The sequence below is a fragment of the Methanocorpusculum petauri genome, from assembly GCF_026891975.1.
Classification (GTDB): Archaea; Halobacteriota; Methanomicrobia; order Methanomicrobiales; family Methanocorpusculaceae; genus Methanocorpusculum; species Methanocorpusculum petauri.
On the sequence record NZ_JAPTGB010000002.1, the window covers coordinates 101,068 to 114,055 of the forward strand.

General features: G+C 50.3%; 10 protein-coding genes. All 10 read right to left on the reverse strand.

Annotated features, from left to right (window positions below):
• Positions 1 to 207: 207 nt before the first annotated feature.
• On the reverse strand, positions 208 to 1,392 hold the full coding sequence (locus O0S10_RS01235; protein WP_268924066.1) for an ABC transporter substrate-binding protein: 1,185 nt from the start codon (positions 1,390 to 1,392) through the stop codon (positions 208 to 210).
• A gap of 103 nt (positions 1,393 to 1,495) precedes the next feature.
• Positions 1,496 to 2,680 carry an ABC transporter substrate-binding protein gene (locus tag O0S10_RS01240; RefSeq protein WP_268924067.1) on the reverse strand — a complete coding sequence of 395 codons (1,185 nt, stop codon included), beginning with the start codon at positions 2,678 to 2,680 and terminating at the stop codon, positions 1,496 to 1,498.
• A gap of 236 nt (positions 2,681 to 2,916) precedes the next feature.
• Positions 2,917 to 3,906 (reverse strand): AEC family transporter, encoded by a 990-nt coding sequence (locus O0S10_RS01245; RefSeq protein ID WP_268924068.1) that lies wholly within the window; start codon positions 3,904 to 3,906, stop codon positions 2,917 to 2,919.
• A 255-nt stretch (positions 3,907 to 4,161) separates the two neighbouring features.
• On the reverse strand, positions 4,162 to 4,959 hold the full coding sequence (locus O0S10_RS01250; protein WP_268924069.1) for an ABC transporter ATP-binding protein: 798 nt from the start codon (positions 4,957 to 4,959) through the stop codon (positions 4,162 to 4,164).
• On the reverse strand, positions 4,956 to 6,137 hold the full coding sequence (locus O0S10_RS01255) for a FecCD family ABC transporter permease (protein ID WP_268924070.1): 1,182 nt from the start codon (positions 6,135 to 6,137) through the stop codon (positions 4,956 to 4,958). Before O0S10_RS01255 ends, O0S10_RS01250 begins: the two co-directional genes overlap by 4 nt.
• 167 nt (positions 6,138 to 6,304) lie before the next feature.
• A complete protein-coding gene (locus tag O0S10_RS01260; protein WP_268924071.1) occupies positions 6,305 to 8,386 on the reverse strand; it encodes a sodium-translocating pyrophosphatase in 2,082 nt (693 codons plus the stop codon).
• A 157-nt stretch (positions 8,387 to 8,543) separates the two neighbouring features.
• Positions 8,544 to 9,977, reverse strand: a complete 1,434-nt coding sequence (locus O0S10_RS01265; protein ID WP_268924072.1) for a DNA-directed DNA polymerase II small subunit — start codon at positions 9,975 to 9,977, stop codon at positions 8,544 to 8,546.
• 56 nt (positions 9,978 to 10,033) lie between these two features.
• Complete coding sequence (locus O0S10_RS01270; RefSeq protein ID WP_268924073.1) at positions 10,034 to 11,197, reverse strand: aminotransferase class I/II-fold pyridoxal phosphate-dependent enzyme; 1,164 nt, start codon at positions 11,195 to 11,197, stop codon at positions 10,034 to 10,036.
• A gap of 13 nt (positions 11,198 to 11,210) precedes the next feature.
• Entirely contained in the window at positions 11,211 to 11,702 is a 492-nt protein-coding gene (locus O0S10_RS01275; protein WP_268924074.1) for an Lrp/AsnC family transcriptional regulator, read from the reverse strand.
• 28 nt (positions 11,703 to 11,730) lie between these two features.
• Complete coding sequence (locus tag O0S10_RS01280; protein ID WP_268924075.1) at positions 11,731 to 12,987, reverse strand: ORC1-type DNA replication protein; 1,257 nt, start codon at positions 12,985 to 12,987, stop codon at positions 11,731 to 11,733.
• Between the last annotated feature and the right edge of the window lies 1 nt (position 12,988).

The following is a 12,988-nucleotide window of genomic DNA, read 5'->3' on the forward strand; positions in this document are numbered from 1 at the left end:
ACCAAGCCGGGCGGTGTCTGGAACACGGCAAACTGATGTTCAATTCCGGAGATGTCGCTGTAAAACAGCCGATCCAAAAACCGGCGGGCGTTTTTGGGATCTCCCCAAAAACTCCTGTCGTCATGAAATATTTCTTTCTGGAGGTTTCCCGCCGACTCCTGCGCATTCCAGAGGGAAATATAATCGACCATCACTGATGGAAATCCCTTATAACCTTCGTCCGGCAAAAGCCACTGCCGCGGCAACTCCCGCCAGAACACCAATAATCGGTACCGGCGCCTGGGTTGTCGGCGGAACCGGAAACACATTCGGTTTTGCATAGATCATCAGTTCATTCAGGTCCGCATCCGTCAGTTCATAATGGAAGAACAGCGAGTAAAACTCCTTTACGCGGCTGTCAATGCTGTAGTCAAACACATCCGGATACATCAGATTTCCAAGCCAGATCAGCGAAAGAAGCCGGTGAACAGACGGTGGTCCTCCCATCCAGTTGTAGGGACCGTTCGGCGCCTCATACACGTTGCCGTTCTTCACGGCAGGCAAGGACTGCCACATCGGATCGCTCATGATCTTTTTGTAGTAAGCATGGTCAGTGGTGGAGGAAACGATGATGAAATCAGGATTCATCTGTAAAATATCCTCCATCGTGTAACCGTCACCCGATCCACCGCTTGCCACCGTAGGGGGAACAACATTGTTGCCCACATAGTCGATGACCTCCGCATGGTACGAGCCTTGGCCCACCATCGATACCGAGTTGCCGTCAATCGCCGTCACATAGATCAGCGACTTTTTGTTATCACCGATCTTCGTCATACCGGCATCAAACTCCGCAAGAAGTGACGACGTATAGTTTGAAAGCCGCTGACCCTGTTCCTCGCGGGAAAGAAGCGCACCAAGTTTCAAATACGAACCCGGAATATCATCAAGGGTATTCTGGGTGATAAATGCAAACGTCACATTTGTTTTGCGGGAAATATCGTCAAGGTCCGGCTTCATCGTCTCCTTTGCCTCGCCGATATCCAGAACAACATCAATGTTCAGCTCCTTGTCCATCGCCATAATCGACTCGGGATTCATCGTAGAAGCCTTGGAACCATAGAACTGTCCGGTAACCGGCAGCGTCAGAAGACGGGGATCAATATACTTTTTCTGAAGGTCCGAAAACTCACTTGCGATACTCACGAATAAATCCGGATCAAGCGAGTACAGTACGATCTGTGCCAGAGGCCCTGAAGGCGACACCGCATCAACCGCAGCGGGAAGAGTAATCTCCCGGCCGACATCATCGACAAAGGTCCGCATCTCCTCGGCCGAAACAGCACCGCAAACAGCAGTACACCCGACACAAATCAATGCCAGAACCAGAAAAATTTCTACGAATTTCGTCATAACATACACCCCTGAAAACAGGAGAAATACACTGTTATTCGTCCCGCAGATATAAAATATAATTCCAGACAAATGAAAAAAGTAAATGAAAAAAAGTTAATTTTCAAGGACGGCAGGTCCTTCGGAAACTGAGGCCTAGTACAACGACAGAAACGCCTGCACAGATGCCGGCGATCGGTACTGGTGTCTGGGTTGTTGTCGGAGACGCATGCGGCTTTGCATAGACCATCAGTTCGTTCAGTTCCGCATCCGTCAGTTCATAATGGAAGAATAGCGAGTAAAACTCCTTCACACGGCTGTCAATGCTGTAGTCAAACACATCCGGATACATCAGATTTCCAAGCCAGATCAGCGAAAGAAGCCGGTGAACAGACGGCGGTCCTCCCATCCAGTTGTAGGGACCGTTCGGTGCCTCATACACGTTGCCGTTCTTCACAGCGGACAGAGACTGCCACATCGGATCACTCAGAATTTTTTTGTAGTACGCATGATCAGTGGTGGAGGAAACGATGATGAAATCAGGATTCATCCGCAAAACATCTTCCATTGTGTAATCATCACCTCTGCCGCTACCCGACACCGCAGAAGGGACAACATTGTTACCCACATAATCGATGACCTCTGCGTGGTACGAACCTTTACCCATCATCGATACCGAGTTCCCGTCAACCGCCGTCACATAGATCAGCGACTTTTTGTTATCACCGATCTTCGCCATACCGGCAGCGAACTCCGCAAGAAGTAACGACGTATAGTTTGAAAGCCGCTGACCCTGTTCCTCGCGGGAAAGAAGTCTGCCAAGCTTCAGATACGAACCCGGAATATCATCAAGCGTATTCTGGGTGACAAATGCAAAGGTTACATTTGTTTTACGGAAAATATCATCAAAATCCGATTCCATTGTGTCCTTTACCTCACCGACATCCAGAACGACATCAATGTGCAGTTCCTTATCCATTGCCATAATTGACTCGGCGTTCATCGTAGAAGCCTTCGAACCATAGAAGTTGCCTGTAACCGGCAGTGTTAGAAGACGCGGATCAATATACTTCTTCTGACTCTCCGAGAATTCGCGCGCAATACTTACGAGCAGATCCGGATCAAGCGAGTACAGTACGATCTGTGCCAGAGGCCCTGAAGGCGACACCGCATCAACCGCAGCAGGAAGAGTGACCTCCCTGCCGATGTCATCAACAAAGGTCCGCATCTCCTCTGCAGCAGCTGCGCCTGAAAATGCGGCAACAGTAAGGAGAACGAGGACTATGAGGATTTCTCCACAAATTTTCATTCATATGCCTCCCGAAAACGGGAATTTCAGATCACAATCCTGTGGAACTGTGTCGCTCCTCCCCTTGGGAGTAGCTACAGGTACTAATTTAGTGGGCATTCGATAAAATATTATAGATTAAAAAATAGATTAAGTAAATTATAAAAATTTAACAAAACCTACCCGTAACCCCGAACAAAAAACAGAAGAGATCCTGACGGACCTCAACACTGCACGCGATCATATAGTATATTCATTCAACATGGAATGAACCCAGTAATAAACAGCAACGGCACGGTAACAGTAGCCAGAAGCGTGGTGACAAGTATAATCTCTGCAGCTATTTCCGGATGGGCTTTATACTCCGCCGCAATAATGACGGTCTGAACCGCAGCAGGCATCGCCGCAATAATAACGGCAATTGCAAGGATCACGTTTTTCACTTCAGAAAGAAGTTCAACATGAAGAACCTCGGAATCAAACAACGGAAGCAGAGTATCCAGCATGACAAACACGATCAAAGGCAGAACAAGAAGCCGGACAATAGAGATCAGATAGTGACGAGAATTTTTGAACAGAGCAAGGATATTAACCTCAAATAAAAATCCACCCGTCGCAATTAAAGCGAGAGGAGTTGACATTTTTCCAAGAAGTGCCAGAGTCTCACGGAAGGGCTCCGGAATCGGAGTCGAGGTAAAATACAGCAACAGACCAACCAGAGTAGCAAGAAATGCAAGATTCAGGAAAACCCGCGGATCGAATTTCATCGATGCCGCACCTTTCTTCAGCGATGAGGTCATAAGCCATATTCCCAGGGAAAACGTCAGAAGGAAGTACGGTAAATTAAAAATTGCCGCGTAAAGAATACCTTCCTGATCGAAGATCATATGAATAATAGGGAACGCAAAAAAGACGGCGGACGGAAACACCAGAATAAAACGATAAACACCGATTTCATTGGATTTTGAACGAATCAAACGCGGTATTATCAGGGCCACAACTATGGACACAACATAGTACACGAGAGACGAAAGCAAAAGAAGAAGAACGATGTTGATACATTCGGGAGTGAATGGTTTACATGTAGACGAAACAAGTATCAAAGACGGAAGTGACACAAATAATACGAATTTCGATATACTGCCAATCGAATCCTTACTCAGTATGTTGTATCGCCTTGCGGCATAACCAACTCCGATGATCAGAAGCAAAGTGAGTACTATTTTGATAACAGAATAAAATTCCATACGGTATATACTGTAATGTGCAAAATTCAGAATACTTTTGTATATAAAAAGCCATGAAAATATACAATACAGAATGACAATAAGTATCAGTAGATTCCAAAAGATAATTTTTTCAGAAACAATACAGAATTGGTCTTGGCATTCCGACACAATAGGAAATCAGCTGGTTATAGAAACATCCGGAATTATAGGGGAAGGTAGCAGCTCGGAGAACTGACAAATACGAAATCCAAGAGAACGAACAAGCGTTACTCATTACTTCCCGACACCACCGTCAATCGGGATACAGAGTTTGTGACGGCGGGAACCGTACTGATAATCTTCGATATGAACGTCCACGCCATACACATCCTTGATCAGTGATGCATCCAGAACCTCCTCAGGTGTACCGTCCGCAATCACGCGGCCGCCGTAGATCATCAGTGTCCGGTTCGCATACAAAAAGGCATGATCCGGATTGTGGGTAGAAAGAATGATGCTGTAGCCCTCCCTGGCAAGATCCGAGATCCGGCACATCACCCGGAACTGGTTGCCGTAGTCCAGATTTGCCGTGGGTTCGTCCATAATCAGAATTTTTGCCTTTTGGACAAGTGCCCGTGCAATCAGGGCAAGCTGCCGTTCACCGCCACTGATCTCGCCGTAGCCCGCATCCCGCAGATGGGCAATACCGAGACTTTTCATCGCCGCATACGCCTCATCGATATGGTTCTGATTCGGGGAGGCAAGCAGATTCACCCGATTGGTCAGACCCATCAGAACCACGTCGAGAACCGTGTAGTTGAACACCGGGTACGTTGACTGCGGAATGTAGGCGATATACTTTGCAATCTCCCTGTGATCCATTGTCCGGATGTTCCTGCCGTTCAGATGAATGTTTCCCTGATAATGCGGCAGAAATCCGAGAATACACCGGAACATCGTACTCTTTCCAACACCGTTTGGTCCGAGAACCGCAAGTAGATCTCCTTCACCGACTGAAAAAGAAACATCATCCAGGATCAGGCGGGAATTTTTCGCATACGAAAAATACAACGAGGAAACCTCAAGACTCATGATCGCTTGCCTCCCATCATCAGAAGATATGCAAATATCGGTGCTCCCACAAACGCTGTAAGAATACCCAGCGGAACTTCAGTGGTTGCAATAGTGCGGGAAAAGTCATCCACCACCAGCAGAAATCCCGCGCCCATAATGACAGCAGCAGGAATAATTCTCCGATAATCGTAGCCGAATATCATGCGGCAGAAGTGCGGAATAACAAGACCAACCCAGCCGATGATACCGGAGATGGAGACTGCTACTGCAGTTACCAGTGTGGCACAGATGATCACAATGAGCCGCAGAAGATTTGTGTTGATGCCCATGCTCCGCGCCTCATCCTCACCGAGTGTAAGGACGTTCATCCTCCAGCGGAGCAGATACAGGGGAAGAAGACCAGCAGCAATAACAATTCCTGCAAAGATCACGTCATCCATGGTGGCACCGGCAAGACTGCCCATCAGCCAGTACGTAATTGCCGGAAGCTGATCGTTTGTGTCTGCAACAAGTTTGATGTAGGCGGTGGCAGCACTGAAAAGACTGGCGATCAGAATACCGGCAAGCACCATGCTCAGGGTTGCAGACCCCCGGGTAAGACGGCTGATCAGATAGGCCACACCAACAGCAATGAGACCGCCCGCAAAGGCAAAGATCGTGATGGCTCCGGTTCCCAGATAAAAATAAATGGCCAGAGCTGCACCAAATCCCGCTCCTGCTGAGGCACCGAGAATATCGGGAGAGACCAGAGGGTTCTGAAACATTCCCTGATACGCGGCTCCTGCCGTTGAAAGAGCCGCACCCACAAGAACAGCAGCAATGATTCGTGGGAGACGGATGTTGAACAGGACGCTGTAGGTTGCAAAGTCCCATGTATCAGGGCCCGGAAGGATCAGAAAAAACAGATCCAGAACACTGGCAAAGAATGCAGACGATGCTTCCGCAAGAGCGGTCAGCGGATAGAAGGAAGGAAACATCGAAAGAAAGGCATCATACGCGTTCAGTACCGATTCTCCGACTGAAAGGAGGGAAGAAAGGAACACCAGAACAACATCAGCGATGCCAAGAGAATATCTGCCGACAGCAAAGGATCCGACAACGCAGATCGCGGCTGCAAGGATCAGAAGAACAAACCTGAACCGGTAGTTTGGCAGCTTCCGATCTGAGGCGGAGGAAGTCCGGACTGCATCAGCCATATGTATATACTGATTATTCCTGCAAAGGTGATTAAATATCTTGAATTCTATGGATTTTGTTAATGGAATTATATTAACGGATCAGATGATAAAAAGGGCAACGCGGGAGGAAGATCTTGAGATAACTACCATGAAAAATGAAAAAATGTGAATATGAGTTTGTCTGATTATGCAGCGAAAGCTAAGATTACCGGCACAAACACCAGTGCAATCATGCTCATCAGCTTAATCAGAATGTTCAGAGCCGGGCCGGAAGTGTCCTTGAACGGGTCACCGACAGTGTCACCGACAACTGCTGCCTTGTGGGCGTCAGAACCTTTGCCGCCGAAGTTGCCAAGCTCAATGTACTTCTTTGCGTTGTCCCATGCTCCACCGGAGTTTGCCATGGTAAGCGCAAGGAGAACACCTGCAACAAGCGATCCCACAAGGAGACCACCGAGGGCAAGAGGACCGAGAACCAGACCGATAATGATCGGTGCAGCGATTGCAATAACGCCCGGCAGAATCATCTTGTGAATTGCCGAGTCGGTTGCAATAGCGATTGCGGACGTGTAGTCCGGCTCTGCAGTACCCTCCATCAGACCTTTGATCTCTTTGAACTGACGGCGAACCTCAATCACAATCTTCTGGGCTGCCTGACCGACTGCGGTCATGGTGAGTGCAGAGAAGAGGAACGGGAGCATACCACCGATAAGGATACCAATGAACACATTAGTGTCCAGGAGATCGATTGCCTCAAGGCCGACTGCCGTTGCGTAAGCGCTGAAGAGAGCGAGAGCGGTCAACGCAGCCGAACCGATTGCAAATCCTTTACCGATTGCGGCAGTCGTGTTTCCGACCGCGTCAAGAGTGTCAGTGATCTCACGAACAGCGTGCGGCTGACCGGACATCTCGGCGATACCACCTGCGTTATCGGCAACCGGGCCGTATGCATCAACTGCGAGGGTCAGACCAAGGGTGGACAGCATACCAACAGCTGCAATACCGATACCGTACATGCCGGCGAAGTAGTAGGCAACGTAGGTTGCGGCGGCAATGATCAGAACCGGCCAGACGGTTGACTCCATTCCTTTGGCAAAACCGTTGATGATGTTGGTCGCAGCTCCGGTCTGACAGGACTCGGAGATTGCCTTCGTTGGTTTGTAGTCGAAGGAGGTGTAGTACTCGGTGATCAGACCGATACCAAATCCCGCGACGAGACCGGCGATGGTTGCAAACCAGATACCCATACCGAATTGACCACCGACAAGGTTGGAGGTCAGGAAGTAGGTTGCAATGACAGAGAGGATCAGTGCGATGATCGTTCCCGTGTTGAATGCCTTGTGGATTGCGGAGTTCTCGTTTTTCTTGGTTCTGACGAACAGTGTTCCGACTGCAGCGGCAATGATACCACATGCTGCAATCAGCATCGGCAGAAGAATAATGTTGAGCGTGTTTGGTGCTTCACCGAAAAGTTCGGATGCAAACGCTGCACCGACGACACCGAGAGCCATGGACGCGATGATCGATCCGACATAGGACTCAAACAGATCGGCACCCATACCTGCAACATCACCGACGTTGTCACCGACGTTGTCTGCAACGACTGCCGGGTTGCGGGGATCGTCTTCGGGGATACCTGCCTCAACTTTGCCGACGAGGTCTGCGCCGACATCAGCTGCCTTGGTAAAGATACCGCCGCCGACACGGGCGAAGAGTGCAACAGAAGATGCACCAAAACCGAATGCCGCCATGTTGGAGACTACGGTATTGACTGCAACGATGTCGCCGAAGCCGCCGAAAATGCCGATAAGGGCAAGGAAAACAACGGACGCACCGAGAAGACCGAGACCGACCACGGACATACCCATGACCGAGCCGCTCGCAAAGGAGACTTTGACTGCATCAGCAATACCGCGTTTTGCAGCATTGGTAGTTCTTACGTTTGCCTTGGTTGCGCTGTGCATACCAATGTATCCTGCAAGTGAAGAAAGAGCTGCACCAATGACATATGCGGGTGCTGCCCAGATACTCATTCCATCGTCGGTGACGAAGGAAAGACCTGCAAGAATGATTGCAATAACAACAACAAAGGCTCCGATTGCACGATACTGACGGTTCAGAAAGACCATTGCGCCAAGGTGAATGGCTGCAGCGATCTTCTGCATCTTCTCATCACCCGTTCCCTCTTTCTTTACCACAGAGTAAGAGTAGAGGGCGAAGAGAAGGCCGATAACGGCACATATTGGAGCGAGATAGATCAGATCCATACGAATCAAAAACCTCCGGATATCCGGTTTGGTTTCTCTCTATAGTACAGGACAGACTACCTAATAATACTACTGTAAAAAGAGTTTCCGGTATTACTATAATCAACCCCGTACGAAAGAGTTTCGATTATTGACGAACTGATCGCGCAGAAATAATCTACGAAAAAGTTTTGTCATCCAGAAAACACAGCTTCTCGTACCCCATCGTGAACAGATCCACCACGATCGCCTCCGCAGGGGTCGGATTGATGTTCATCTGTTTCTGGAATGACGTCTGTCCCTGCCATGTCCCCGCATTCACACCGAGCACACCGCGATAACTCACCACATCCGTAATGTGGACATGCCCGGTATGGAGAATGTCCGGGACATCGCGGATCACCAGATGATCCATCGGGGTGGACAGCAGCGGTGTTCTCTGACCATAAATCGGACCGAGATGACGGCGCTTCAACATCGCCTCCATGATCTCTCCCGGATGCTCATAACTTGCTCCCGGAATAAACTTGATTAGATCATCAATGCTGCGCCCGTGATACATCAGAACATTCACTGACTGAATGTTCACGACCGCAGGGTTTTCCACGAACGTAACATTACTTGGGAACTGGGTCCGGAACTCTTCGGGGAGAACCGGCTGCGGCTCTGCGGCCCGTACTGCATCGTGATTCCCGGGAGAGAGAACGATCTGCAGATGGGACGGAAGAGCCGAGAGCATCTCGCCGACCGCATCGTACTGTTCATAAATCGTTTTGATGTGCAGTTCCTTGTCCTGATTCGGGTACACACCAATACCGTCCACCACATCTCCTGCGATCAGCAGATACTTGACCTCAGGCGTTGCTTCCAGCCACGACGCAAACTTCTCCCAGGCATCCGGAAGAAACGTATCGCTTCCCACATGCACATCCGAGATGAGAACAGCCTTCCCCGGCTCTTTGGACGGGGAGATAGTGTGAGTCAGCGGAATCTCCGGCCGGAACAGTGTGTCGGAAAAGATCATCCCTCCCCCACCGCCCGTATCACGGGCCAGTTTTCCGCGAATGCCGATAACCTCATCAGGAATGATCTTCTCCGCCTCATCAAATCCTTCACGGTTTTTGTTGAACAACACCTTGATCGTGCCGGTCGGATCCTCGATCTCCACAATTCGGTGACCCTTCGCACTCGTCGAACTCTCAACCACCATACCGATAACACCGATATCCGTGTCGGCAAACCGGCTATTCTGTTTCACCAGTGCCTCAATCGGGATCGGGCTGACACGGGGCCGCATCATCGCGGCAAGAGCGTCGTACCGATCACGGAACAGGGAAAAGGACTCCTCCGGGTTTGCTGTCGGAACAGAGGAACCCTCTCTTCCTGCAAGAATTTCCGGCAAAGCGCTCACGCCGACTGAAAGCTTGTCAACCCGCGCCGCCATCATACCCGGCACCTCTTTCGGAGTCACGACCGAAACAGCGGATGGAAGAGAACTGATGATGCCTTCAATGATGCCGGAGCCACCGCTCTCACTAATATAGGTAACAACCGCCGGATGAACCAGCAATCCCGCCTCAAGGAACCGTGCGACGATCTCTCTCTTCTGCATGGAAAATCGGGAGGAGCATATAAACTCCTCCACTCGAAACAAAGGGGTTAAATACTTCAGCTGTGCAGCGACGCAACAAACATTCCGATGCGGTGAACAGCTTCGGAAAGTTTCGCCCGATCTACCGCGTAGCACGTCCGCACATGGCCGCGACCACTCTCACCAAAGGCACTGCCCGGCACAACTGCCACATGCTGCTCTTTTAACAACTGCTCAGCAAACTCCTCATCCGTGAGGCCCGTTCCCTCAATTGAGGGGAACGCATAGAACGCACCCTTCGGCAGATGGCAGGGAAGCCCGACATCATTGAGGCCCTTCACAAAGAGGTTGCGCCGCATCCGGTACTCTGCGACCATCTCGTTTTTCGCCTCTTCACCATTCTTCAATGCCTCAATCGCGGCGAACTGTGCGGTGGTGGGTGCCGACATCATTACGTACTGATGAATCTTCAGTGCCGCATCCGCGATCTCCTTCGGCGCACAGATATAGCCGAGCCGCCAGCCGGTCATGGCATATGCTTTGGAGAAGCCGTTCAGCGTGATCGTCCGATCCCACAGACCATCAATTGAAGCGGTTGAGACATGATGTCCGTCGTAGGTCAGTTCCCCATACACTTCATCGGAGAGCACTAAAAGATCGTGATCAACAACAATATCGGCGATGGCTTTCAGATCGCTTTCACCCATCACTCCTCCGGTCGGATTGTTCGGGAAGTTCATCATCAGAACTTTCGTCTTTGGAGTGACGGACTCCATCAGTGCCTCGGGTGTTATCTTAAACTGATCCTGCGCACGACAGGGGAGCGGTTTCGGCCGGCCGCCGGCCATCAGCACCTCCGGCTGATACGAGACAAAACAGGGATCCACAACGAGAACCTCATCGCCTGGATCCACCACCGCCCGCACCGCAACATCAAGTGCTTCAGATACACCGGTTGTTACGATCATCTCGGTCTCAGGGCAGTACTTTGTGTGATAGCGGTGATCAAGATCTGCCGCAAGAAGTTCCCGCAGTTCGGCAAGACCGCGGTTTGACGTGTACATCGTCATGCCTTTTTCGATGGAAGAAATTGCAGCCTGTGAGATATTCCACGGTGTATCAAAATCCGGTTCACCAACACCGAGGCTGATGACATTGTCCATCGTAAGGAGCAGATCAAAGAACTTCCGAATACCCGACGGAGGAATCTCCGCAGCCATGCGTGATACAAAATTTCGCATGATTCCCCGCCATTTAGAACGTGATAAGCTGCCGGTCGCGACTGCCGGGCCGCGACATCTCGACGCCCTGTTCTTTGTATGTCCGCATTACAATCTGTGTCATCGTTTCACGGACACCGTCAATTGACGCAATCTGCTCGGCAACAAACCGGGAGACCTCGGCCATCGACTGGCCGCGGATAATGACCTGCAGATCATAGGTGCCGGTCAGGAGAAGAATGGACTCCACCTGCGGGAACCGGGCAATCTGGGCAGCAATGCCATCATAGCCAAGTCCACGCTCGGGAGTGATTTTCAGAGACAGAATGACAGCCACCTCGTCAACTCCCGCAGCACTGTAGTCAATAACGGCAGTGCAGCGCCGGAGAATGCCTGCTGCGTGGAGTGCTGCGATACGATTCTCAACTTCGCGTTCATCAACCTCCAGCATGACAGCGATATCGCGTGCGGAGATACGGCTGTTCTTTTGCAGTTCCCGAAGGATTACTGTATCCTTTTCGTCCATGATTTTTCACCTTGTGCGATACAACGTCTCAGAGGAGCGGCTGCAAGATGCTGCACTCCCGAAGACTTGGATCGTTCATTACTACTGTACGTATCTGATTAGTGGGACTGTTGAAATAGATTTCTGTTGTCCGGCCATGACGTCCATGCGAGACAACGCGGGCGGTGACGATACCAAGCATATTCAGTTCATTGATGAGATCGGAGACCCGGCGATGGGTTAAAGGTTCGACGTCGAGTTCTCGTGCAAGTTCGCGGTAGATGTTGATGACACTGCCGCTAGTGAACACTTTTTGTCCCGAGGAGGAGACGATGAGCATAGCACAGAGCACCATTTTTCCCTGGCGCGGAAGGGTCTGAACGCACTCACTCATGGTATCAGTCTCGATATTTTCCTGGGCGCGGCGGACATGAGACTCAAGAACTTTGTCTGAAGACTCGCGTTCAGCAAGTTCTCCGGAAACACGGAGAAGATCCAGTGCACGCCGGGCATCGCCATGCTCCTGGGCAGCGAGTGCTGCACAGAGAGCAATAACATCCTCACTGACAGCATCAGGAAGGAAAGCCATTTCAGCACGCTGGTGCAGGATATCCTGCAACTGAACAGCATCGTAGGGAGGGAACACCAGTTCTTCTTCGGAGAGGGAGGAAAGGACACGGGGATCCAGAAAGTCCTTGAAGGTAAGATCATTGGAGATGCCGATTATGCTGACCCGGGAATTTTTAAGATCACTGTTGATTCTTGTTAAGTTGTAGAGCGTATCATCGCCGCTTTTTTTCACGAGTTTGTCGATCTCATCAAGTACGATGATCTGCAGACCCCCGGCCTGTTCAAGAACGTTCTTGAGTTCGGAGTATACCTGATCGGTATGCCAGCCAGTTGCAGGAATGGTATTTTTGGCGCGATCGCTTGGTTTGAGATCATGGCCGCTGATATGATTTGCAATCTGGGCAAGCACGCGGTACTGGGTATCGATGGTTTCACAGTTGAGATGTACCATGCGGCAGGGAGAAAATTCAGAACTTTCGTTTTCCAGCTCAGATCCGACAAATTTAACAGTAGCAGTTTTTCCGGTACCGGTCTTACCGTAGATGAGAATGTTGGAAGGGGTTGCACCCTGAAGAGAGGGCGCGAGAATGACTGCAATGGAGTCTATCTGATCAATCCGGTGCGGGAGTTCACGCGGGCTGTAGCTGTGGCGAAGAACTTCACGGTTTTGAAATATTTTATTTTTAACGGTATATTTTTTGAAAAGACCAGTAGATTTGTAGGGTTCATCAGGCATG